Source organism: Glutamicibacter ardleyensis (genome assembly GCF_014644555.1).
Taxonomy (GTDB): domain Bacteria; phylum Actinomycetota; class Actinomycetes; order Actinomycetales; family Micrococcaceae; genus Glutamicibacter; species Glutamicibacter bergerei.
On the sequence record NZ_BMKX01000002.1, the window covers coordinates 595,389 to 618,764 of the forward strand.

Annotated in this window: 24 protein-coding genes; 21 read left to right on the forward strand and 3 right to left on the reverse strand. The window is 58.3% G+C overall.

Annotated features, from left to right (window positions below; all coding sequences use genetic code 11):
- The first annotated feature begins 2 nt into the window (after positions 1-2).
- The 6 genes from pgsA (at position 3) to IEX04_RS07485 (ending at position 4,173) form a co-directional block, all read left to right on the forward strand.
- Positions 3-614 carry a CDP-diacylglycerol--glycerol-3-phosphate 3-phosphatidyltransferase gene (gene pgsA, locus IEX04_RS07460; RefSeq protein WP_188684813.1) on the forward strand — a complete coding sequence of 204 codons (612 nt, stop codon included), beginning with the start codon at positions 3-5 and terminating at the stop codon, positions 612-614.
- 14 nt (positions 615-628) lie between these two features.
- A complete protein-coding gene (locus tag IEX04_RS07465; protein WP_188684815.1) occupies positions 629-1,111 on the forward strand; it encodes a CinA family protein in 483 nt (160 codons plus the stop codon).
- Positions 1,112-1,308: 197 nt separating this feature from the next.
- Positions 1,309-1,731 carry a helix-turn-helix domain-containing protein gene (locus IEX04_RS07470; RefSeq protein ID WP_096254494.1) on the forward strand — a complete coding sequence of 141 codons (423 nt, stop codon included), beginning with the start codon at positions 1,309-1,311 and terminating at the stop codon, positions 1,729-1,731.
- Between the two features lie 76 nt (positions 1,732-1,807).
- A complete protein-coding gene (locus IEX04_RS07475; protein ID WP_188684817.1) occupies positions 1,808-2,032 on the forward strand; it encodes a DUF3046 domain-containing protein in 225 nt (74 codons plus the stop codon).
- 234 nt (positions 2,033-2,266) lie between these two features.
- On the forward strand, positions 2,267-3,310 hold the full coding sequence (gene recA, locus IEX04_RS07480; RefSeq protein WP_096254492.1) for a recombinase RecA: 1,044 nt from the start codon (positions 2,267-2,269) through the stop codon (positions 3,308-3,310).
- 98 nt (positions 3,311-3,408) lie between these two features.
- Positions 3,409-4,173 (forward strand): regulatory protein RecX, encoded by a 765-nt coding sequence (locus IEX04_RS07485; protein ID WP_229677054.1) that lies wholly within the window; start codon positions 3,409-3,411, stop codon positions 4,171-4,173.
- A 169-nt stretch (positions 4,174-4,342) separates the two neighbouring features.
- Here the strand turns inward: IEX04_RS07485 and IEX04_RS07490 are convergent, their stop codons facing one another.
- Positions 4,343-4,654 carry a hypothetical protein gene (locus tag IEX04_RS07490; RefSeq protein ID WP_188684819.1) on the reverse strand — a complete coding sequence of 104 codons (312 nt, stop codon included), beginning with the start codon at positions 4,652-4,654 and terminating at the stop codon, positions 4,343-4,345.
- A gap of 404 nt (positions 4,655-5,058) precedes the next feature.
- Between IEX04_RS07490 and miaB the strand changes: the two genes are divergently transcribed.
- Genes miaB through dapF form a run of 3 tightly spaced genes read left to right on the forward strand, consistent with a single transcriptional unit; the run spans position 5,059 to position 8,433 of the window.
- A complete protein-coding gene (miaB, locus tag IEX04_RS07495; protein ID WP_188684904.1) occupies positions 5,059-6,567 on the forward strand; it encodes a tRNA (N6-isopentenyl adenosine(37)-C2)-methylthiotransferase MiaB in 1,509 nt (502 codons plus the stop codon).
- A 4-nt stretch (positions 6,568-6,571) separates the two neighbouring features.
- A complete protein-coding gene (miaA, locus tag IEX04_RS07500) occupies positions 6,572-7,492 on the forward strand; it encodes a tRNA (adenosine(37)-N6)-dimethylallyltransferase MiaA (protein ID WP_188684821.1) in 921 nt (306 codons plus the stop codon).
- Between the two features lie 8 nt (positions 7,493-7,500).
- Positions 7,501-8,433, forward strand: a complete 933-nt coding sequence (gene dapF / locus IEX04_RS07505) for a diaminopimelate epimerase (protein ID WP_188684823.1) — start codon at positions 7,501-7,503, stop codon at positions 8,431-8,433.
- Between the two features lie 79 nt (positions 8,434-8,512).
- Here dapF and IEX04_RS07510 read toward each other — a convergent pair whose 3' ends face one another.
- Positions 8,513-9,118, reverse strand: coding sequence for a class I SAM-dependent methyltransferase (locus IEX04_RS07510; protein ID WP_188684825.1), 606 nt, complete (start codon positions 9,116-9,118; stop codon positions 8,513-8,515).
- 411 nt (positions 9,119-9,529) lie between these two features.
- Between IEX04_RS07510 and hflX the strand changes: the two genes are divergently transcribed.
- The 4 genes from hflX to IEX04_RS07530 all read left to right on the forward strand — a co-directional run bounded on the left by hflX (position 9,530) and on the right by IEX04_RS07530 (position 16,061).
- Positions 9,530-11,098, forward strand: a complete 1,569-nt coding sequence (hflX, locus tag IEX04_RS07515) for a GTPase HflX (RefSeq protein WP_096254487.1) — start codon at positions 9,530-9,532, stop codon at positions 11,096-11,098.
- Complete coding sequence (locus IEX04_RS07520; RefSeq protein ID WP_096254486.1) at positions 11,091-13,088, forward strand: ATP-dependent DNA helicase; 1,998 nt, start codon at positions 11,091-11,093, stop codon at positions 13,086-13,088. The genes hflX and IEX04_RS07520 overlap by 8 nt, the downstream gene beginning before the upstream one ends.
- Positions 13,089-13,155: 67 nt before the next feature.
- Positions 13,156-14,853 carry a DUF222 domain-containing protein gene (locus tag IEX04_RS07525; RefSeq protein ID WP_188684827.1) on the forward strand — a complete coding sequence of 566 codons (1,698 nt, stop codon included), beginning with the start codon at positions 13,156-13,158 and terminating at the stop codon, positions 14,851-14,853.
- Positions 14,854-14,942: 89 nt separating this feature from the next.
- Complete coding sequence (locus IEX04_RS07530) at positions 14,943-16,061, forward strand: glycoside hydrolase family 76 protein (RefSeq protein ID WP_188684829.1); 1,119 nt, start codon at positions 14,943-14,945, stop codon at positions 16,059-16,061.
- An 88-nt stretch (positions 16,062-16,149) separates the two neighbouring features.
- On the opposite strand, the gene lexA is transcribed toward IEX04_RS07530, so the two are convergent.
- Positions 16,150-16,866 carry a transcriptional repressor LexA gene (gene lexA, locus IEX04_RS07535; protein ID WP_096254483.1) on the reverse strand — a complete coding sequence of 239 codons (717 nt, stop codon included), beginning with the start codon at positions 16,864-16,866 and terminating at the stop codon, positions 16,150-16,152.
- Between the two features lie 255 nt (positions 16,867-17,121).
- On the opposite strand from lexA, the gene IEX04_RS07540 reads away from it, so the two are divergent.
- From IEX04_RS07540 to IEX04_RS07575, 8 genes are all read left to right on the forward strand, one after another.
- On the forward strand, positions 17,122-17,475 hold the full coding sequence (locus IEX04_RS07540; RefSeq protein WP_096254482.1) for a LysM peptidoglycan-binding domain-containing protein: 354 nt from the start codon (positions 17,122-17,124) through the stop codon (positions 17,473-17,475).
- 74 nt (positions 17,476-17,549) lie between these two features.
- Complete coding sequence (locus IEX04_RS07545) at positions 17,550-18,656, forward strand: histidinol-phosphate transaminase (protein WP_188684831.1); 1,107 nt, start codon at positions 17,550-17,552, stop codon at positions 18,654-18,656.
- Between the two features lie 25 nt (positions 18,657-18,681).
- Positions 18,682-19,302 (forward strand): imidazoleglycerol-phosphate dehydratase HisB, encoded by a 621-nt coding sequence (hisB, locus tag IEX04_RS07550; RefSeq protein ID WP_096254480.1) that lies wholly within the window; start codon positions 18,682-18,684, stop codon positions 19,300-19,302.
- Positions 19,303-19,938, forward strand: coding sequence for an imidazole glycerol phosphate synthase subunit HisH (gene hisH / locus IEX04_RS07555; RefSeq protein WP_188684833.1), 636 nt, complete (start codon positions 19,303-19,305; stop codon positions 19,936-19,938).
- Positions 19,939-20,091 (forward strand): CG2302 family histidine operon protein, encoded by a 153-nt coding sequence (locus IEX04_RS07560; RefSeq protein ID WP_170947736.1) that lies wholly within the window; start codon positions 19,939-19,941, stop codon positions 20,089-20,091.
- Between the two features lie 22 nt (positions 20,092-20,113).
- Entirely contained in the window at positions 20,114-20,851 is a 738-nt protein-coding gene (priA, locus tag IEX04_RS07565; protein WP_096254478.1) for a bifunctional 1-(5-phosphoribosyl)-5-((5-phosphoribosylamino)methylideneamino)imidazole-4-carboxamide isomerase/phosphoribosylanthranilate isomerase PriA, read from the forward strand.
- A gap of 227 nt (positions 20,852-21,078) precedes the next feature.
- Positions 21,079-21,960, forward strand: coding sequence for an SseB family protein (locus tag IEX04_RS07570; protein WP_188684835.1), 882 nt, complete (start codon positions 21,079-21,081; stop codon positions 21,958-21,960).
- 21 nt (positions 21,961-21,981) lie between these two features.
- Positions 21,982-23,319, forward strand: a complete 1,338-nt coding sequence (locus tag IEX04_RS07575; RefSeq protein WP_096254476.1) for an MFS transporter — start codon at positions 21,982-21,984, stop codon at positions 23,317-23,319.
- Positions 23,320-23,376: the final 57 nt, after the last annotated feature.

Here is a 23,376-nt window from a genome sequence, read left to right on the forward strand (position 1 = left end):
CCATGAGCGCGCACGCCCCGCAGCCCGAGGACTCCCCGGCGCACGCCCCGGTCCCGAACCTGAACATTGCTAACGTCCTGACCACCGTCCGCATCATCATGGTGCCGTTCTTTGTCTGGGCCTTGCTGGCTGATAACAGCGAACAAGGCCTGTGGCGCTGGGTGGCCCTGGCGCTGTTCGTGGTGGCCATGTACACCGACAAACTCGACGGAGACCTGGCCCGCAGCCGCGGACTGATTACCAACTTCGGTAAAATCGCGGATCCTATCGCAGACAAACTGCTCACCGGCTCCGCGCTGGTAGTACTGTCCATGCTCGGCGAACTGGCTTGGTGGATCACCATCGTGATCCTGGTCCGCGAGTGGGGTATCACGCTGCTGCGTCTGGCAGTGATCCGCTATGGGGTTATCGCCGCAAATATGGGCGGCAAGGTGAAAACCGTGATGCAGGCGGTGGTTATCGGCCTTTACCTGCTGCCATATACCCAGACGATCGACTGGCTGAACATGATCGCGTTCATCTTGATGTTGCTGACCATGGCGGTCACCGTGCTGACCGGCTTGGAATACATCTACAAGGCCGCCAAGCTGCGTTCTGCAGCCAGGGCCAAGTAGTTTAGGTGCAGCGCATGGAACCCCAGGCCATCCCGGTGATCACGGCGGCGATCGCCGCAAACGTTCAAATCGCTACCGCCGAATCGTTAACTGCCGGTTTGATCGCGGCCACGCTTGCCGAGGTGTCCGGCGCTTCGGCCGTTTTGCGCGGGGGAGTGATCAGCTATTCTTCCGAGGTTAAGGCTTCACTGCTTGGGGTGGATGAATCCTTGCTGGCCCAAGCTGGTTCGGTAGACGGGGAAGTCGCCCGACAGATGGCAGTTGGTGCGCAAAGTGCCTGTGGTGCGCAACTAACGGTCTCGGCCACCGGGGTAGCCGGACCGCAAGCACATGACGGAAAAGCCGTAGGCACAGTATTCATCGGCTGGGCCTACAAGGAAGAATCTGGTTTTGTTGCCCACCACTTTGTGGGGGATCGCGCCAAAATCCGAGAACGAAGCACCATCGCGGCGATCAATCAGCTAGCTGCCATTTTGGGTAAAGCTTCTTCACAGTAAGACGCGAGATACTATTAATACCCAGAAACTTCACAATATTTCACTTATATGTGGCGTACGTCGCATATTTATGATTAGGCTGAGGTGTCGGGAACAAATCCGTATAACGTGTGGTTGTACGAATTGAAGGGTCGAAAGGTTTGGCTCTTCGGCAAGCTGTATCTTTTGAGAAGGACCTAGGAGTAGAGGCTATACACATGGTGAAGCAACCCGTAACTGTCAATGGTGTCGTCCGTTGGCGCGATATGGGAGAAGCCCATTCGGTCCAGCCCGAGAAGGAGGAACGCAAAATGGTAGTACTCCGGCATGAAATCGGTGACGTCCTGCGCGATGTTCGTCAACGTCAGGGCAGGACCCTACGCGAGGTTTCCCATAGCGCCCGTGTTTCCCTTGGATACCTATCCGAGGTTGAGCGTGGCCAGAAGGAAGCATCCTCTGAGTTGCTTTCCTCCATCTGCACCGCCTTGGAGGTGCCGCTCTCACTGATGCTTCGTGAAGTTTCCGATCGCATCGCATTGGCCGAGGGTGTAACTATTCCGGATACCGTTCCATTGGATCTGACCAATGAATTCGCCGCGGACGTCGAAAGCCGCAACGGCAAGCCACTGGCATCGGTCTAATCTCAACCCAAGTTTTCGACTCGAGGGCCCTCGCAAATGCGAGGGCCCTCGTGTTATGCATGGAAGAATATGAGTCGTGAAAAATAGTGAATTCTGGCGAAATATGGATCATGAATTTGGTTCGATCTATTCGCGCACCCTGGCTGATTCGCTTGCGCTCACTGAGCTGCAGAGCATGAATGCCACCGAAGCACTAGGAAAAGGAATCAAGCCCAGAGAGGTTTGGGAAGCGATCTGCCGCGCGCAGGATCTGCCACCCGAGCGTTGGTTGGGAATGGATCTGGAAATCAAAGAGCCCTAAGCACGCGACTACCGCGCGGTGCAGTCTTCGAAGAACTGAAAAATATTCGAAACACGCTTACTTGATTTCGAACATCTGTTCGGATTAGGTTATTCTATTAACAACAGCACACAGAGTTTGTCCACACCTCGGGCCCAAGCGGTCTAAAGTGTCGGTTGGCGCTCATACTGTCTAGATACAGTACAAAGATTGATTGGCAGGTCGCGCAACGGCCTGCATGACCAAAGGTGAACCATGGCAAGTAATGATCGGGAAAAGGCTCTCGAGTCCGTTCTGGGCCAAATCGACAAGGCTTTCGGCAAGGGCTCACTCATGCGTTTGGGTGACACCACCCGCGCAGCCGTTGAGGTCATCCCCACCGGCTCGGTGGCATTGGACGTTGCGCTGGGCATAGGCGGCCTTCCCCGTGGTCGAGTCGTGGAGATCTACGGCCCAGAATCCTCGGGTAAGACCACTTTGGCTCTGCACGCAGTTGCCAGTGCGCAGAAGGCTGGCGGCGTTGCAGCTTTCATCGACGCTGAGCACGCACTTGACCCTGAATACGCAAAGAAGCTTGGCGTGGACACCGACGCACTGCTGGTCTCCCAGCCAGACACCGGTGAACAGGCTCTAGAAATCATGGACATGTTGGTGGGCTCCGGCGCACTGGATATCATCGTGATTGACTCCGTGGCTGCCCTCGTGCCACGTGCCGAAATTGAAGGCGAAATGGGCGACAGCCACGTTGGTCTGCAGGCGCGTTTGATGTCTCAGGCACTGCGTAAGATTACCGGACGCCTGTCGAACTCAAAGACCACCGCGATCTTCATTAACCAGCTACGTGAAAAGATTGGTGTCTTCTTCGGTAGCCCCGAAACCACCACCGGTGGCAAGGCTCTGAAGTTCTACGCTTCGGTACGTATCGACATCCGCCGCATTGAGACTCTCAAAGAGGGAACCAACGCAGTCGGTAACCGCACCCGTTGCAAGATCGTCAAGAACAAGATGGCGCCTCCTTTCAAGCAGGCTGAATTCGACATCCTTTACGGCCACGGTATTTCCCGCGAGGGTAGCCTGATCGATATGGGTGTTGAGCATGGCATGGTCAAAAAGTCCGGCGCATGGTTCACCTACGATGGTGACCAGCTGGGCCAGGGCAAGGAAAACGCGCGTCGCTTCCTGCGCGACAACCCTGATCTGGCCAATGAGCTGGAACGCCAGATTCTGACTAAGCTTGGCATTCTCGAAGACGGCGAAGAAGGAGAGGCTGACCTGCGAATCGTCGAGGGCGATAAGTAGTGGCCTCAGGCTTCAATAAACGTAGCGTCCGACCCGGATTTCGATCCGGGTCGGACGCTACGTCCGTTTCCAAAGAGTTTCATGGCGACCTAGATGACATGCCTGACTGGGCCAAACCCAGCGAGCAGGAACTAGAAGAGCTAAAAAAACCTAAGCCAATCCGTGAACCCCGGGCCGTCAAGGGCAGCGAAGTCACCCAGGTACTGTCCGGCGGCTCCAAAACAGCCGCCCCGCAAACCGTCGACGAGCTCCGCTCAGCGATGGAAAACATCGTGGCCAACAAGGCGCCCGTCGCCGAAAGCCCGACGAAAAAGGAGCGCCGCCAGGCGCGTTCAGAACGCCGTGCCGCCCGCGAATCCGATGAGCCCGAAGTATTTAGCGATGACCAGTGGCGTGAAAAAGCCCGTGGCATCGTCTTGCGCCAGCTCACCGCTAGCGATAAAACCAACAAACAACTCAAAGATAAATTGCTGGAAAAGGAATGTCCCGAAGACATTGCCGACGAGGTGCTGGAGCGTTACGCCGAGTTGAACTTGGTCGATGACGAACGATTCGCAAAATCCTGGGTTGTGGCACGTGCCCGTTCCCGAGGACTTGCTCGCGGCGCTATTCGCCGTGAACTGCGCACCAAAGGGATCGACGACGAGGTGGCCTCCGAGGCGCTGGAACAAATCGACGATGAAGCCGAAGAACAGCGAGCCCGAGAACTGGCGCGCACCAAACTTCGCCCGGCATCCATGGGGCTAGATCGGGACAAGGCGCTACGTCGACTAGTTGGCATGCTCGGACGCAAGGGCTATCACGGTTCGATGGCATTCAAGGTTGCCCGTGAAGAGTGGGAAGAGCGTTACGGAGAGAAGTGACTCGTTAGTCAAGATCGGTCAGCTATGACCCATTGCAACGTGTGGTGACAATGTCATTGCAGTCGTTAAGGCTTCGAAGCTTCTGAAGATCATCACACTGCGAACTTATCCATAACAAATCGAGCTCACTTAATTGTTGATTTGTGAGAACTTGATGGTGCGAAGGCTCTCAACGCAGGAATCGATTGAGTGAATACGCAATCCAGAATATTAAAGTGAGAATACCTGCAATAGCAGAGGCTCCAAATAAGCCGAATAATACCGAATCAACCCGTGGAAAAGTGACCGCAAATCCGGCGAAACACAACGGAAGTATGATCAGTAGCCCGAGTGTCAACAGCAACATTGTCAGATGAAATTTTTGACTCTTGCTCAAACCGGCAACAGATTTTTCCGTTGATTGTTCCTCTAGATGTGGCGATGTCGCACCAGAGTCCTTTACCACATGGTCTCGGTAGGAAGAATTGTCTTCAATGTTCATGGGACCTCCGGTTGATTCTGCAACGTAGGCGCACTATTTGTCAGTCGTGCTGCAGGCCAGTATTAGAACTGTCCGGATCGACTGCGGCGTGGTAGCTAGTTCTGCTCATATTCATTGTGGCAGAGGCGTGCGGTATAAATTCAACACGAGGTTTAGACGACTATGACCTGCCTGTGGCAAACGGTCGGTATTCGCTGTGCCCCTCGCGCCAAACAAAGAATTAGAAGATCGCCGAGGAATCCGCAGATCACACCTACATTGCTTCGCCGTGCTCAGAATCGGTTTCCGGATTGATGAGGTTACTGTTTTTCATCGATTTTGGGAGAAGCCATCGGTTAAGCCATGGCTAAGATGTCGCGGGTCACCTAATTGGGTAACCTTGAGGAGTGAGTGAGTTGGACGAGATGACCCCAGTTAGAACCGAAATTTCTGCGCGGACCTATGAGGTTCGCACCTACGGTTGCCAAATGAACGTGCATGATTCCGAACGCCTATCAGGCCTTTTGGAAGACGCGGGTCTGGCACGCAAAGACGAAACTGACCCGGATGCTGTCGCAGACGTCGTCGTGTTCAATACTTGCGCGGTGCGTGAAAACGCCGACAACAAGCTCTACGGAAACCTTGGAATGCTTAAAAGCGTCAAGGATGTAAATCCTGATATGCAGATTGCCGTGGGCGGATGCTTGGCGCAAAAGGACCGCGAAACCATTCTGCAAAAGGCTCCGTGGGTGGACGTTGTTTTTGGCACGCACAATATCGGCTCGCTGCCAGCACTGCTTAGCCGCGCCGAGCACAATCAGCAGGCAGAACTAGAGATCCTTGAATCATTGGATGTTTTTCCCTCTACTTTGCCTACCCGACGTGAATCGGTATATGCAGGTTGGGTTTCGATCTCCGTGGGCTGCAACAACACCTGCACCTTCTGCATTGTTCCCGCCCTGCGCGGTAAGGAACGAGATCGCCGGCCGGGTGAAATTCTCGCCGAAATCAAAGCATTAGTTGCCGATGGCGCTGTCGAAGTTACTCTGCTGGGACAAAACGTAAATTCCTACGGCATCGAATTTGGTGACCGTCTGGCCTTCGGTAAGCTACTGCGCGCCTGTGGTGAAATCGACGGGTTGGAACGTGTGCGATTCACCAGCCCTCACCCGGCCGCATTCACCGACGATGTCATCGAAGCGATGGCCGAAACTCCGAACGTAATGCCGCAGCTACACATGCCGCTGCAATCCGGTTCGGATAAGGTGCTCAAAGATATGCGCCGTTCCTACCGTTCAAAGAAGTTCCTCGGTATCTTGGACAAGGTCCGCGAGCGGATGCCGCACGCGGCGATAAGTACCGACATTATTGTTGGCTTCCCCGGAGAAACCGAGGAAGACTTCCAAGCCACGCTCGACGTGGTTGAGGCTTCCCGCTTTGCTACCGCATTCACCTTCCAATACTCCAAACGCCCGGGAACCCCAGCCGCCGAGCTGCCCGATCAGCTGCCCAAGGAAGTTGTCCAAGAACGCTTCGAACGTCTGACCGCGCTGCAGGACCGCATCGCCAAGGAAGAAAATGCCAAGCAACTCGGGCGCACCGTGGAGGTTTTGGTGACCGAACAATCCGGGCGCAAGGCCGAGGAAACTCACCGGCTTTCGGGCCGTTCCCGCGATCAGCGTCTGGTGCACTTCTCAGTGCCTGAAGGTGGTGAGACCCCACGTCCGGGAGATGTGGTGACCGTACCAATCACTGAGGCAGCAGCATTCCACCTGGTTTCTGACCCATCGTTGGAGCAGTACTCGCTGCGCCGATCACGAGCCGGTGACGCCTGGGATCGCTCGCAGGCCGATAGCTGTGGCGTACCAACGTCTGGTGGGAGCGCTGTCGGTAAAACCAATCTCGGTATGCCAACGTTGAAGGTACGCGGCTAAGGCGATGACCTCTTCGCAATTGCCGGTGATCACCATCGTTGGCCCGACTGGTACCGGCAAGTCAGATTTGGCGATCGCACTGGCGCAAAAGTTGGGCGGCGAAGTCGTCAACTCTGATGCGCTGCAGTTTTACCGGGGCATGAACATCGGCACGGCCAAATTGGCACCGGGCGAGCGTGGTGGCATTGAGCACCACCTGCTGGACATTATGAACGTGCGCGACGAAGCGTCGGTGGCACAATTTCAGGCCCAAGCTCGGGAACATTTTGAGCAGATTCGTGCGCACGGCAAGGTGCCGGTGATGGTCGGCGGTTCTGGGCTATATGTCCGTGCCGCTTTGGATGTCATTGATTTTCCGCCTACCGACCGCCAAGTGCGTGATCGGCTCGAGGCCGAAGTGCAGGAACACGGTGATGGGCAGGTACGTCGCCGGTTGGCTGAAGTTGATCCGATCTCGGCAGCACGTAATCTGGACACACGCCGGGCGATCCGGGCGCTGGAAGTGTTCGAAATTTCGGGTCGTGCGTTTAGCTCATTTATGCCAAACCGTGAGTACTTCCAACCGGGGTTGCAGATCGGACTAAATTACGAGCGTGCTGCGTTACATGAGACGTTGGCCGAACGTGTACGCAAAATGGACCGAATGGGTTTTGCCGAGGAGGTCGCCGAGCTGTTAGGCAAGGGTTTGCGCGAAGGAAAAACGGCTTCAAGGGCGATCGGCTACCAACAGTACACCGACTATTTGGACGGTAAAATGAGTCGCGCAGACGCCATCGAAGCGACCATCATCGCCACCAGGAAGTTTGCCCGCCGGCAGCTGACCTGGTTCAACGCCGACCCACGAGTGAACTGGCTTAACCCCAAAGAACCTGGCCTGTTGGATAAGGCATTAGCACTACTGAACCCGGCTCACCCCACCAGCTAAGGAGCGAGATGTACCGCACCGAACTAGACCAGCTTGCAGGGCTACCCTTCGCTAAGGGGCATGCCACCGGCAACGACTTCGTGCTGCTTGCGGATCCTGAAGGTACCCGGAACATCACCGCCGAGCAGGTCGCCGCGCTCTGTCACCGTCGTTTTGGCATTGGTGGTGATGGGTTAATTCGCGCCATCCCCACCTCCAAGGTGCCCGGTTTTGAAACACAGATACTCGAACACCCTAAGGCCTACTGGTTCATGGACTACCGCAACAGCGACGGGTCCATCGCCGAAATGTGCGGCAACGGGGTACGAGCATTTGTGCACTACCTGCTCGCTGAAGGGCTGGTTAATCTCCCGATCGGTGCCAGTTTGCAGATTGGCAGTCGCGCGGGTGTCAAAACCGTCACCCGATTAGTCGATGGTTACGCGGCGAACCTTGGCCCGTGGGGACTAGTACACGAGGCCAAAGCCGGTGCGGACTCCGTAGACTCGCTGGTGCTTGCCCGTAATTGGGAACAGCCGCACCCGGCGCTGAGCATCACCATGGGCAACCCACACACCGTGGTGGCGCTACCTGAAGCGCAGTTGCTCGAAAACCTGGACCTCACCGCCCTCCCAGAAGTTTCCCCGACGCCACCGCACGGAACCAACGTCGAATTTGTGGTTCCCGCCGAACCATTGATCAACGACGGCGTGGCTCACATCAAGATGCGGGTATATGAGCGCGGGGTGGGAGAAACCCTATCCTGCGGTACCGGTGCGTGTGCGGCGGCGGCCGCCATGCGCTACTGGGCTCGCGGCACCGCGCTGATCAATCAGTGGGCAGTGGAGGTTCCAGGCGGATTGGTGGGTGTCGAATTTGCGACCACCGAGGACGGAATTGAAGACACGATCCTCTCGGGCCCGGCCGTCCTGGTAGCCCGCGGGGTTGTCGGCGCAAGCTAGGCCAACAGATCAAAAACGGCCTGCCGGCGAAATAATGATTCGCCGGCAGGCCGTTGAGGTTTAGTGCTGATGCCGGTCGTTAGACGGGCCGAGCTATCTTCAGCACGCGGAAGGCATTGGAGGTCGCCTCGCGGGTGATCTTCCAATCCTTGGGCAGTACGGTGCCCATCCACTTTTGTAACGAGTCGCTGCCTAGGTTCTTCTGCACTACCATCCAGGCCTCGCCACCCGGAGCCAGCCGAGGCAACCAAAGTAGCAACAATTCATGTAGAGCTTCTTTGCCGACGCGAATCGGTGGGTTGGACCAAATCGTGTCGAACTGCAGCTGCGGATCAATCGAGTCGGGGGTGCCCACCGAAACGTTCTTCAACCCCAAGCTGTGCGCATTTAACTTGGCAAGTTCAATGGAACGCTCATTAACGTCGACACCAAAAACTTCGGACTCCGGGCTCTGCAACGCGGCGGTAAGCATGATCGGGCCCCAACCGCAGCCGATGTCTAAGATGCGGCCGCGCGGGTTCGGCACGTACTCCAGCAAAATGGCGGTGCCTTTGTCCAAACCGGCGGGGGAGAAGATCCCCGGAGCGGTCTGCACCTGATGGCGCGCGCCGTTTAATTCGACGGTCACGCTACGGCGTTCGTCGGCCGAGGCGGGGCTGGCACTGAAGTAATGATCGGAGCTCATAAGCAAAAGATTATCGTCTGCGCGCGAGGCCGGGCAAACAACGTGAGCTAGCCGATATACGCGTGGGTCCGTTCACTGATAGAGTTTTACCTATGACTTTGATCTTCGTCTAAGACGTAACCCACATCGGTTACCTAGGCTTACCCCCGACATCCGGCGCTATTTCTATGCGCCGCCGGGGAACAATAAGCCCGAAGACGGCAAAGTCTATTGCTATTTCTAGGCTCAGCGCACCCCACGGTGCATCCTCGCCATCTCCCGGTAACCAGCACTTCATCTGAACATCGACGGCTTTTTGCCCTCAATCTAAGGACCGGTATGAGCGAACACCCACCGACACCCAACCGCGCCACCTCGCAAAGTGGGGGTACACAGCACTATTCTGTATTAAGAAGTTCTTCTAAGGAGACCATGACTAACTCCGAGTCACCGCAGCAGCCAGCATCCATGGACGATGCCCAAATTCAGGCCGCCATCGATCGCATCATTGCGGCCGACGACGCCCAAGCGCCAGCGGTATTCCACGCCGAGCAACCCGCCGAAGACAGTATATTCTCCGGGCAGGCTACCGCGTTGAACCGTTTTTCAGCCGAGCATTCATCCTTCGATGGAGACCAAGAGGACCTGGCCGAGCGCCGGGCACTGCGCCGCGTGGCCGGTCTATCCACCGAGTTGGAAGATGTCACCGAGGTCGAATACCGCCAGCTACGTCTGGAACGAGTGGTGCTCGCCGGTGTGTGGACCTCTGGCACCATCACCGATGCCGAAAACTCATTACGTGAGCTGGCGGCACTGGCAGAAACCGCAGGCTCAGAGGTGCTTGACGGCGTCGTGCAACGACGCAGCAAACCCGATTCCTCCACCTACCTCGGTTCGGGCAAGGCCATTGAACTGCGCGATATCGTCGCCTCCACCGGCGCAGACACCGTGGTCGTTGACGCGGAACTTGCGCCCTCTCAGCGTCGCGCATTAGAAGATGTAGTCAAGGTGAAGGTCATCGACCGAACCGCGCTGATTCTGGATATTTTCGCTCAGCACGCCGCTAGCCGTGAGGGTAAAGCCCAGGTTGAGCTGGCACAGCTTGAATACCTGTTGCCGCGCCTGCGTGGCTGGGGCGAGTCGATGTCCCGTCAGGCTGGTGGCCGAGTAGGTGCCGCCGGTGGCGGTATCGGTTCGCGTGGCCCGGGTGAAACCAAGATTGAAATGGACCGCCGACGCATTCGCGATCGGATGGCCAAGCTACGCCGCGAAATTAAGGCGATGAAACCTGCTCGTGAGGCCAAACGCGCAAACCGCAAGCGCAATCAGGTCCCCGCGGTAGCCATCGCCGGGTACACGAACGCTGGCAAGTCCTCGTTGCTCAACCGCCTGACCAACGCTGGGGTGCTGGTGGAGAACGCATTGTTCGCCACCTTGGACCCCACCGTGCGGCAGTCGCAAACCTCCGACGGACTGACCTACACGCTGGCCGACACCGTCGGCTTCGTCTCCAACCTGCCCACCCAACTGGTGGAGGCCTTCCGTTCGACGCTGGAAGAAATCGCCGATTCGGACCTGATCCTGCACATCGTTGACGCTTCCCACCCGGACCCCGAGGGGCAGATTCACGCGGTACGCCAGGTACTCGGCGAGGTCGACGCGCTGAACATTCCCGAAATCATCGTGCTGAACAAATCCGACGTGGCCGATCCCATGGTCATCGAACGGATCCGCAACCGCGAATCAAATACCGCGGTCGTCTCCGCACGCACCGGAGCCGGCATCACCGAACTGCTGGAACTGGTCCGCACCTCGATCCCACGCCCGACGGTGCAACTTGAAATTATGCTGCCGTACAACCGTGGAGATCTGATCGCCAAGCTGCATCAGAGCGAATCGGAAATACTGGAAAACGAGCACACCGAACACGGAACACGGATGATCGTGAAGGTTCGCGAATCTCTGGCAGTTCAATTGGAGCCTTTCAACCTACATGGATAAGCAAGCGCAGGTCTTGGACCTTCTCGAAACCGCGGTGACCTCTATGGGAGGTTCGATGCGTACCGGCCAGCAGGAAATGGTCAAGCATGTAGTCGAAGCCCTCGAAGAGGAAACGCACCTGCTGGTCCAAGCCGGCACCGGCACCGGCAAATCAATGGGCTACCTGATCCCGGCGCTCGCGCACGCACAAACCAGTGCCAAACCGGTGATCGTCTCCACCGCAACACTGGCCTTGCAGTCGCAAATCGTCGGTCGCGACGTGCCGCGGCTGCTTGAATCACTCAAGGGCAAATTGTCGCGTCCGATGGATGTGGCATTGCTCAAGGGCCGGTCCAACTACCTGTGCCAGTACAAGCTCGGCGGGGGCTACCCCGACGATAACGAGGGCACCCTGTTTGAAATGGACGCCCCGGCGGCTCCGGCCGGACAAATGTTCTCCCCGCTGGCCGCCGAGGTACTCAAACTGCGCGACTGGGCGGATAAAACCGACACCGGGGACCGCGACGAGCTGATCCCCGGGGTCAGCGACAAGGCCTGGAAACAGGTCTCGGTGTCCGCCATGGAATGCCTGGGCTCGCAAAAATGTCCGATGGCCGACGAATGCTTCTCCGAAATGGCTCGGGCCCGCGCCTCCGAGGCAGACGTGGTCATCACCAACCACGCGCTACTTGCGGTCTCCGCCTTTGAAGGGCTCTCGGTATTGCCGGACTTTGAGGTCGCGATCATCGATGAGGCCCACGAACTGCAAGACCGGGTGACCTCTTCGGTCTCCGGAGCGTTGTCGGCCCGCACGGTGCTTACCGCTGCCGGTGGTGCCAAACGGCACTGCGGTGTTAACGTCGATGAACTGACCAAGGCCACGGCAAGATTGGAAAAGTCGCTGACCGGCGTGCCTACCGGGCTGCTCGAACAGGGACTGCGCGAAGATATGGGCATTGCCCTGAACGACATCGTCGAACAGGCCCGATTGGTATTGGCCCTGTCCAAACCGGAGGCCAACGCCCCAGCCGACGGTGGCCGGCAGACTGCCCGCTCACAAATGCAGGCAATTATGGACGACGCGATCCGCATGCTCGAAGCCGAGGAGCGCCGCGAGGTGCTCTACACCTCTCGACCACGCGAATTTGTGGAGGGCCGCGGTTATGTGGAAACCGATGATTCCCAGCCGGCAACGCTGAACGTGGCACCGCTGTCGGTAGCCGGCAAACTTCGCGAGGGCCTCTTTGATGGGCGCACCGTCGTGCTCACCAGCGCGACCTTGGCCATCGGCTCACAATTTGATGCGGTTGCAGGTTCTCTGGGACTGATGGGCCAAGGGGCCCCAAGCTGGACCGGCATCGACGTGGGAAGCCCGTTCGACTACCCGAAACAGGGCATTCTCTATGTGGCCAAGCACCTGCCCAAGCCCGGGCGCCAGCTGGCAGCCGAAACGCTGGACGAGATCGAGGATTTGATTAGCGCCTCAGGTGGTGGCGCGCTGGCCCTGTTCACCTCCAAGCGCTCGGCGGAGGAAGCCGCCGCGATCCTGCGCGAAAAGCTTGACGTTAAAATCCTTTGTCAGGGTGATGCGAGCATGAAATCCTTGGTTGCAGACTTCTCCGCCGAACGCGACACCTGCCTGTTTGGCACGATGACCCTCTGGCAGGGTGTTGACGTGCCAGGCGATTCCTGCCGCTTGGTGATCATCGACAAAATTCCCTTCCCGCGCCCGGACGATCCGATCTCTAAGGCCCGCACCGAGGACGTCGCCAAACACGGCGGCAATGGCTTCATGCAGGTCTCCGCTACCCACGCAGCGATCCGCCTCGCCCAGGGCGCCGGCCGACTGATCCGCTCGGTGCAAGATAAAGGTGTTGTTGCGGTGCTTGATTCGCGCATGGCCACCGCCCGATACGGCAGCTTCCTGAAAAGCTCGTTGCCTCCCATGTGGCCGACGACCGACAAAAAGGTCATCACCGGGGTGCTCTCGCGGCTGAAACCGGAAGCATAACGGGCCTTATCCACAGCCTGCGCCCGATCAGCGCGGCACAGCGCACCCCGGGCGCAAGGTGGTGGGTATGGAAGAACTTACCAGCACCCAGTCGCACCTGTTGGCGATGGCCCAAGCCATCACCGCGCTGGATGCTGCCGGTTCCCAGTTCACTTCCGACGCTCTCGCTCCGGGGCACGCGGCCTATTTCGCTTGGCTGACCGAGCGCGCCACCCAGACGCTCTCACGATTACAAATTCAGGCCGCCGACGCCCTGCAACGCAGCGGCAGTCACCAGTTGGACATCGAATCGTTGGATGCGCTCACCGAAGCCGGTACAGATCCCAGCGATGAACAACTCATCGCACTACACGGGCACTGCACGCTGGGCCGGGCCGCCTATAAAGACGCCGCCGATCTGCACAGCGGCTGGCTGGGCATCCCGCACGGCGCGGCAGTTGCTCGGCTCAATGCCGCCGGATCACTGATCGCTACGGTCACCGAGTCAGGGCAACGCACGGAACCTAACTGCCGCCACCTGGCCAACAAATTTACCGACCAGAGCACCGATCCGCGTCCGCTGATCAGCGCGGCTCGCGCCATCTGTAAAGCCACCCCAGATCTGTCCACGCCGAAGGCTCGCCAGGAACTGGAAAGACAGGCGCTGGAACTGATCAAAGCGGAGGATGCAACGAGCGCGAGCAAGCACCTCAACGCGTTGATTACCGAGCAGATTCAAGCTCAGCGTCCGGCCGCGGCACTCTTCGCCGAAGCTGGCCTGTTCTCACGCGGTATGCAGCGCGGCCTGATGGTCTACCTGCTCAAGGTTTTCCCGCACGAAGCAGAATTCATCGAATCATTGCGGGCCAAAACGAATAACCCCAACACCATCGCCGGCAACCGGGTGCTACTGAACGAGCTGACGCAGGCAAATTACGCGGCCGCAAACCAGCCGGGTGCAGACCCCACAGACCCAACAGATCCCCTCGAGACAGCGGTGGCCAGCGAACCGGATGGACCCTCCAAGACAGCACCTCAGCCGCCTAGCGCGCCGCGCATCCCGAAGGAATGGGACGACGCACCGACGATGCCTCAGTGGGCTCGCGAGGCACAGGCCACGGAACCAGACGCACCTAAAACACCGGAGCCGAGCATCGATCCTGTGGTAGAGCCTACCGCGCTACCTCCTTTCGAAGACCTCTCCCCGGCACTACGCCACATGACCGCATTGCTGGCAGTCTTGCGTGCCAACCGTGTGGGCAGCAAAGATTCCGGCGCGGCATTGGTCGCTCCACAAGTCATCGTGCACCTGAACTACGAAAAAATGCTTGCCGGTGCGCAAAGTTTTGCCACCACCGAGAACGGTCTGCCGCTCACCGCTGCCGCGGCCCGCACCCTCATGTGCAACGCCGGAATCTACCCCGCGGTACTCAACGGTAAGAGTCAACCGCTAGATATCGGTCGATCCAAACGGCTCTTTCCACCGCATATGAAACGTGCGTTGGCCGCACGAGACCGCGGCTGTATCTACCCGGGCTGCCATATGCCAGCCAGCCGTTGCGAAGCGGATCACGTGGATCCGTGGGAGGAAGGCGGAGAAACACGGGTGGACCGCGGGGCACTGCTTTGCCCAATGCACCATCATGCCCGGCACGCAGGACTATTTACCCTGATCGTCGCCGACGGCAAACCCCCGGCGGTGCTACTGCCCAAATTTTTGGACCCCGATCAACAACCTCGACGCAACACCCACTGGTTCTCGGCCGCCGAGGTGCTCGCCGCCTAATCGGCTGCGCCTAAACAGTGCTCGATGCATCGGTGAATTCGGACTACGCTGGTACCCAGCCACGGAATTTCGACAGCTGGGAGCGGTCCATGAGCACAGCGCATGATCCAATGCACGATCCTCACGCAGACTCGCCATCGGCTGCGCACGATATTACCGATGCCGAACACTGGCACCGTCTGGCCCTGTCAGCCGAAGCCGACTTACATGAACGTTTTGGGCATCGGCTGATGGGGATACCCGGTACCTGGATCGGCGCGTTGCGCGCACTGCCTGATCAACCGCTACCTAAGGCAGGCGCACGCCCCTGGTCCGAATGGCATTATTGGTGGCAGGCACACTATCTGGATGCGATCATTGATGCGGCGTTCAGCGCGTTGCAGGCGGGGGACCGCAGCAAGGCACGTGCGAACTGGAAGCGCGCTAAACAGTTGCTGCGTGGCGTCCTCATCCGCAACTTCGCATGCTTCCCCAATTACTTCTACGACGATATGGCCTGGTTACTTCTCGCAGCGACCCGGCTGAACGAGCTGAGTCTGCAACTTTCGGCGCGCCCTGCACTGTTGTCCACCCTCGCAATGCGGGCGTTGGGCCGCCAGATGGTACTCGGCCAAGACGACAAACTAGGTGGCGGGCTTTACTGGTCACGTAAACGGGACTTCAAAAACACCCCTTCCAATGGTCCGGCAGCCTTGTACTTTGCACGGATTAACGATGTTCAGAGCAGTAAGCATCTATTGGACTGGATGCGCCACAATCTGCACGATGAACGCACCGGACTCTACCTTGACGGCATCCGGCTAACTGCCAGCGGCCCGCAGCTTGAACACGCAATTTATACCTACAATCAAGGCACGGTGCTCGGCGCGCTATTGGCCAGCGGGAGCGCCGAACATCTAGCTCAGGCACGATCACTTATTGAGTCGATCAACGTGCAGCTGTCCAACGATGATCATGGCACCGGGTTACGCCTGGACACCGGTGGCGACGGGGATCTGTTCACCGGAATTCTCTGTCGCTACCTTGCTCTAGCCGCGCTTGACCCGCGGCTTCCCGCAGCGAGCCAGCGTACTGCTGCGCGGCTTATTTGCCTCACGGCAGCGCATCTTGCCGACAGGACTGAGACGCAGCTTTCGGCGGCGATCCAACGTTGGACGATCCTGCAAGCGGCTCAACGCGTGTGCCGTACCGGTGCGCAGCGCGACTAGGTAGGCATGAAAAAACCACCGTCCACGCACTTCTAATCGGTGCATGGACGGTGGCTGACTACTTTAAAAACGTTTCAACATTCTCGGATTAGAGCGAGCGCATGACCGAAACGACGCGGCCCATTACGGTCGCTGCATCACCAAGAATCGGTTCGTAACGGGAGTTCTGTGGAAGCAACCAGGTGTGCCCATCGCGCTGCCGGAAGGTCTTCACAGTGGCTTCCTCGTCGAGCAGTGCTGCAACGATATCGCCGTTTTCGGCGGTCTGTTGGCGACGAACAACCACCCAGTCGCCGTCGCAAATTGCGGCGTCCACCATTGAATCACCAGAGACCTTGAGCATGAATAATTCGCCGTGTCCCACCAACTGACGCGGTAGCGAGAATACATCTTCGACGGTTTGTTCGGCCAAAATTGGCCCGCCGGCGGCGATCCGTCCGACCAGAGGCACCATGGTGGTGTCGGCTGAGGTGCTTAGCTCGATCACCTTGGCATCTTCTACCGGCTCCGGTGTGGTCGAGGTTTCCTCAGTTGAATCGCCATCTTCAGCCAGCTGCAAGGGGAGCAGGATTTCCATGGCGCGCGGGCGGCGGGGGTCTCGGCGGATGTACCCAAGTTTTTCCAGCTGCCCGAGTTGGTGGGTCACGCTGGACAAGCTCTTAAGTCCTACAGAGTCGCCAATCTCACGCATCGATGGCGGGTAACCGTTTCTGCCGATCGAGCGTTGAATGGTTTCGAGGATTTTTTTCTGACGTATGGTCAGCGATCGGGCATTTGACCGGGGAGTGCGCTGTGATGCTGACATGTGGTTTTGCCTTCCCTTGCATTCGGTCCTCAGTTCTAACCTTCAAACTGTCGGTGCCCAATGTTGTGATGTATTTACTGATCTTCTACTTCGAAATCTTAGTTGATTTTGTCGCTTCTTTCAAAGATTTGTTCGAAAGAGTCTGGACAAGTTCGATCAGAGTCTGTTAGAAAAGATGTACTAGTATCGAACAAGTGTTCGAAGTCTGTATTCGAATATCAGTTCGCATCATTAAAATCGTTGAGGAGAAATGTCATGACTACGCTCGCACTCGTACCGCAGCAAGACAAAGCGCCGCTGAAGATCCGCATCAATCGTCGTGGGTGGGCTGTCCTAGTGGGCATCCCAGTCTTCTTGTTGACGATCGCCGCGGCGTTCTTCTTCACGATGCTCACCTCCAGCGCCAACGCATCTACCGACCTCCCCGCCGGTCTGGAAACCGTAGAAGTCACGGTCATTCCAGGGGACACCCTATGGAGTCTGGCTAGTGAGTATGCGCAGGGCTATGAGGTTAACGCCGCAATGAACCACATCGAAGAGTTGAACGCGATCGATACCGGCATGCTTTACGCGGGGGACACCATCAACATTCCGGTACTCGCGAACTAGGTATTAGCTCACCATTGTTACCTGCTCTTGTCGTGGATTCACCACGCAGAGCAACTCACCATTAGAATTAATGCGTGAATGACCGTAGTGAACTTCTGAGTCAGCTGCCTTTGCGTGAGAACCTCCGCGGGCTTTCCCCATATGGTGCGCCACAAATCGACGTTCCCATTCAGCTGAACGTCAACGAGAACACGCATCCGCTGCCAACAAGCGTAGTCGACGCCATCGCCCAAGAAGTCGCCAAGGCGGCCACTACCCTCAACCGCTACCCAGATCGTGAATTTACCGAACTGCGTGAACTGCTCGCCGACTACCTGGGACACAACCTGGATCGCGAGAACATCTGGGCGGCCAACGGCTCTAACGAAATTCTCCAGCAAATTCTGCAAGCCTTCGGTGGGCCGGGACGCAGCCTGCTGAGCTTTGTCCCCACGTATTCGATGTACCCGTTGTTAGCCAGCGGCACCGATACTCAATTTATCGCTGGCACCCGCGCCGAGGACTTCACACTCAGTGCCGAATCCGCCGCTGCACAGGTTCGTACCCACCGGCCAAATGTGATCTTCTTGTGCTCCCCAAACAATCCCACCGGCACGGCGCTGGGGCTAGACGTCATCCAAGCGGTCTACGAGGTAGCCAGTGAAACCAAGGCCATCGTGGTGGTCGATGAAGCCTACGCGGAATTTTCGTTGGCAAACACCAAATCGGCGCTTACCTTACTTGACGGCCGTCAGCGGCTGATCATCTCGCGCACGATGTCCAAGGCCTTCGGGCTGGCCGGAGCCCGAGTAGGGTACCTAGCCGCAGCTCCCGAAGTAACCGACGCGATTCGTCTAGTGCGTTTGCCCTACCACCTGTCTGCGGTGACCCAAGCGACTGCCATCGCTGCGTTGAAGAACATCGACCTGTTGCTGGCCCAAGTTGAAGAGATCAAGACGCAGCGCGATCGAATCGTCACGAGGTTGACTGAGCTCGGCCTGAAGCCATCGGTCTCGGATTCGAATTTTGTCTTCTTCGGCGGGTTGGAAGATCCACACACTATCTGGCAGGGTTTGCTGGATGCCGGCATCATCGTCCGCGACAATGGAATCAAAGGTACGTTGCGCGTTACCGCCGGAACCGAATCCGAAACCACCGCCTTCTTAGAGCACCTAGCCACGTTGCTGGGCGCACAGAAATAGCACTTACACACAAGCGAAGGAAGACATGTCTGCCGAATTGATTGGCGCTCGTCGCGCCCGTATGGAACGCGTGACCAGCGAATCATCAGTTTTTGTCGAGCTGGACCTGGATGGGACCGGAACCTCGGAGATCAGCACGTCCGTGCCGTTCTACGACCATATGCTCACCGCCCTATCCAAACATTCGCTGATCGATTTGACGGTGCGTGCCACCGGTGACATCCACATCGACGTGCACCACACGGTTGAAGACGTGGCAATCACCATCGGCGAGGTACTTCGTGTTGCCTTGGGTAACAAGGCAGGCATTCGCCGCTTTGGCACCTCCTACGCACCACTGGACGAGGCGCTGGCCCGTTCGGTGGTCGACGTGTCAGGCCGTCCATACCTGGTGCACGGTGGCGAGCCAGCAGGTCAGGAATACCACCTGATCGGCGGACACTTCACCGGTTCGATGACGCGCCACGTATTTGAGGCGATCACCTTCCACGCACAGATTTGCGCGCACATCGAGGTGCTTTCGGGCCGCGACCCGCACCATATCGTCGAAGCACAGTTCAAGTCCTTCGCCCGCGCCTTGCGTGAAGCCGTCGAGCCAGACGCGCGCATGGGTGACAAAATCCCATCCACGAAGGGTGCCCTGTAAGTGGCGAAGAAGAAAGTAGTTGTCCTCGACTACGGTTCCGGAAATGTCCGATCGGCAGTGCGCGCGTTGGAAGCTGCGGGAGCAGAAGTTGAGCTAACCGCCGATGCTAAAGCCATCCTCGACGCCGACGGCCTGGTCGTTCCCGGCGTGGGAGCTTACGCATCGGTAATGGAGCAACTAGCCAAAACCGGCGCACTGCGATGGATTGGCCGACGCATTGCAGGCGGCAAACCAGTGCTTGGCATCTGCGTAGGACACCAGGTGTTCTTCGAGCAGGGTGTTGAACACGGGGTGGAAACCGAAGGGATCGGCGAATGGCCCGGTGTCGTCGAACGTTTACAGGCCGAGGTCATCCCGCATATGGGTTGGAATACCGTGCGCCCACCAGAAAATTCGAAGCTTTTTGCCGGCATCGAGAATGAACGGTTCTATTTTGTGCACTCCTACGCGGTGCAAAAGTGGGAATTTGATGTCACTCAGCCGGCGATGACCCCGCCACAGGTGACCTGGTCTACTCACGGAACCGACTTTGTTGCAGCGGTGGAAAATGGTCCACTTTCGGCAGTGCAGTTCCACCCGGAGAAATCCGGCGACGCGGGCGCAAAGTTGCTGCGTAACTGGTTGGAGACGCTCTAAATGATTTGGGCAATTCTCCTGATGGCCCTCGGAGCCTTTTTGGCTGGTGGCGCGATTTCGCTGCAACGCCAGAAGGCACACCTGTCCTGGATCATCGCATTATGGGCCTTAGCCGCCGCGGCAATCGTCGCCGGTTGGGTCCAGACACTCTAGACATTAGTGATAGAAGGAAATTATGAGCGAGCTACCTATTCTTGAACTGCTTCCGGCGGTAGATATCGCCGACGGTCAGGCAGTGCGCCTGGTCCAGGGCGAAGCCGGATCGGAAACCGGATACGGCGACCCACTGGAAGCTGCCTTGTCCTGGCAGCGCGAAGGCGCCCAATGGCTGCACCTCGTGGACCTCGATGCAGCATTCGGCCGTGGTAACAACACCGATGTGGTCCAGCGCATCGCGCAAGAACTGAACATCAAGGTGGAGCTTTCCGGTGGCATCCGCGACGATGCATCGTTGGAACGCGCCCTAGAATTTGGGGCGACCCGCGTAAACCTGGGCACGGCCGCACTGGAAAATCCAGCATGGACCGCTCGGGCCATCGAACGCTTCGGTGACAAAATCGCCGTTGGCATGGACGTTCGCGGAACCACCCTATCTGGCCACGGCTGGACTAAGGACGGGGGCGATCTGTGGGACGTGCTCGCCCGTTTGGAAGATGCCGGCTGTGCCCGCTACGTGGTCACCGACGTGACCAAAGACGGAACACTTCGTGGCCCGAACGTTGAGCTACTGCGTGAAATCTGCGCGAAGACCAGCAAACCGGTCATTGCCTCCGGTGGTATCTCCTCGCTCGAAGACCTGCGCGTACTGCGCGAATTGGTCTCCGAGGGAATCGAAGGAGCGATCATGGGCAAGGCCCTGTACGCAGGTCAGTTCACTCTTGCGCAAGCACTAGACGTGGCCGGCCGCCACTAACCACACGATATCTGCAGGACCCGAGGCAGCGCCTGTGCTACCTCGGGTCCTGCTTTTAATTCGCCATCGTGTCACAGGGCGCGTGGCAAAGCCGGGAACCGTGCACGCCATCGACGCTGAGGGAACGCGAATTTATCGTTGTCGCAAAACTCATTGGGTGGCCAACCTCATGGGCGGAGGGAGCATTGAGGTCTTTTCTATTTGCGCGCGCCAGATAGCATTGTTTTATGAGCGCTTTGCACCCAGAATCAGAACCCGCCCGACACCTGCCAGGCCACATTGCAGCGGCCTTGGCGCAGGCCGGGAATCACGCTGACTCTGCGGGCCAAAGCTGGGATGGTCGCGATCTAAGTGGCGAAGAAAACCCCCTGCACAAATTTGATAAGGACGATGGATCCGCCGACGCTGGAGTGGTCCAAGCCCTGGCCGAACTGCGTGCTGGCACCGGAGATGAAGCGGGGGTCCATCGCGCGCTTTCCCAGGCGCGGATCTTCGTAGCTGTGGTCGCGCAACTGGGTGAGGAAGCGATGACCGAGCACGGTTTCGCCGCCGACAAGGAAGCGGATATGGCCTTGGTGAAAATCAAGGCACCCGATGGCCGCATGGCCTTACCAGTGTTCACTACCGTCGAACGCCTGCAAGCATGGCACGATCAGGCCCGACCGGTTGCGGTGTATGCCCCGCGCGCGGCACTGTCCGCGGTCAGCGAGGAAGCCCAGCTATTAGTGCTCGATCCAGGCAACGACTTCACCTTTGTGCTGCGCCGCCCGGGGATGTGGACGCTGGCTAAACAGGTTGACTGGACCCCGAGTTATTTGAATGAGCAGGTGGCCAAGCTGGTCGAAGAAGCTACCACCGGACACCAGAAATTACGGACGGTGAAGCTTGCTCCGGGCCGCGGAGTCGGTTCGCGTGACCAGCTAGGCGCCCCAGTTCTAGGTGGGGGAGCCGGGCCGGAGCTGAATTTGCAGTTCGTGTTTGCCGCCGGCACTCCGGAGGCCGAAGCCCGGCACATCACCCAAAACATTCATGGGCTACTAGCCCAAAACCCAGAATTCGCCGAAGCGGTAGATTCGATCGAAGTGAGCTTGCACAGCGCACCCAACTAATAGAGAAGGAAAAGCCCGGGTATGAAACGGTATTGGCAGATTCTGCGGCAACCGCAGATCTCCTCGCTACTGGTCATCGGAATGATTGCCCGACTTCCGCATTCGGCGCTGAGCATGCTCTTGCTTTTGCATCTGGTCACAAACCTCGATCAGAGTTGGGTATCTGCCGGTCTGGTCACCGCACTTATGACCTTGGGTATCGCAATTGGCGCACCGTGGCGTGGGGCCCGCGTTGATGCGTGGGGTCTACGCCGGGCGCTGATCCCGTCAATTTTTGTCGAAACCCTCGTCTGGTGCACGGTGCCCCACGTTGCACTGGAATGGGTATACCCTCTGGCATTCATTGGCGGTCTGTTTTCCTTACCGGTGTTCTCCGTGGTGCGCACGGCGCTGGGCATCATGACCACCGGAGACCAACGCCGCACGGCTTTTGCGCTCGATGCCACCGGAACCGAACTAGTCTTCATCGTCGGACCGGCCTCCGCAGGAATCGTCGCCACGCAGATCAGCAGCACCATCGGACTGAGCGTCATCGGAATCACCGCCTCGCTCGCTGGCCTCGCGCTCATGATCTTGAACCCACCCACACGCAGCGATGATCCGAAAGCGGTCGCGATGCGTGCCAACGTGCATGAGGAACGTCTCGGCGCGGAAGCCAGCTTCATTGCCGCTGCACCGGTTGGCGTAGCCGAGGTGGAAGGCGAACTGATTACCGCCGGGTGGAAATCCGCGCGCGCCAGAATTAAGAGCCGAGGCCGAGCCTTTAAGGGCAGGTTTAACTGGATTAGCGCCTCGGTGCTTGCGGTCTTCATCGCCGCCGGCGGTGCCGGAGCGCTACTCACCGGCACCGAAGTGGGTATCGTCGCCGAGCTTGAAGCCCAATCACGCTCCGGAGACCTAGGAATCGTGTTCCTCTTCTGGTGCGGGTCCTCGCTCATTGGCGGGTTGCTTTATGGAGCGATGAATCGTTCGATCTCCCCGCTGATGCTGCTCCTGGCCATGGCCATACTCACCGTGCCCATGTACTTCGCCACCGACACCTGGTCCCTGGCCCTACTGTCACTGGCCCCCGGATTCCTCTGTGCCCCAACACTCTCGGCGGCCTCCGAATGGCTCACCGATCTGGTCGCGGAAAAACGCCGCGGCGAGGCGATGGGTTGGTACGGTTCGGCGATGACCACCGGCACCGCTCTCGGTTCACCGCTGACTGGAATCTTCGTTGACACCCTTGGCCCGGCGCAAGCCTTCATCGGCATCGGTGCGTTGGCGGTGTTCATCGTGATCATTGCGCTGATCGCCCAACAGATTCGCCGCCGTGTACGCCGCGCCCGTCGCCGCAGGTTGGAAGCCATCGGATAGCTCCGCGATGCCCGGCATTCGTTCCCGCGCGCTTCTCGCGCAGCGATTTCACCTCAG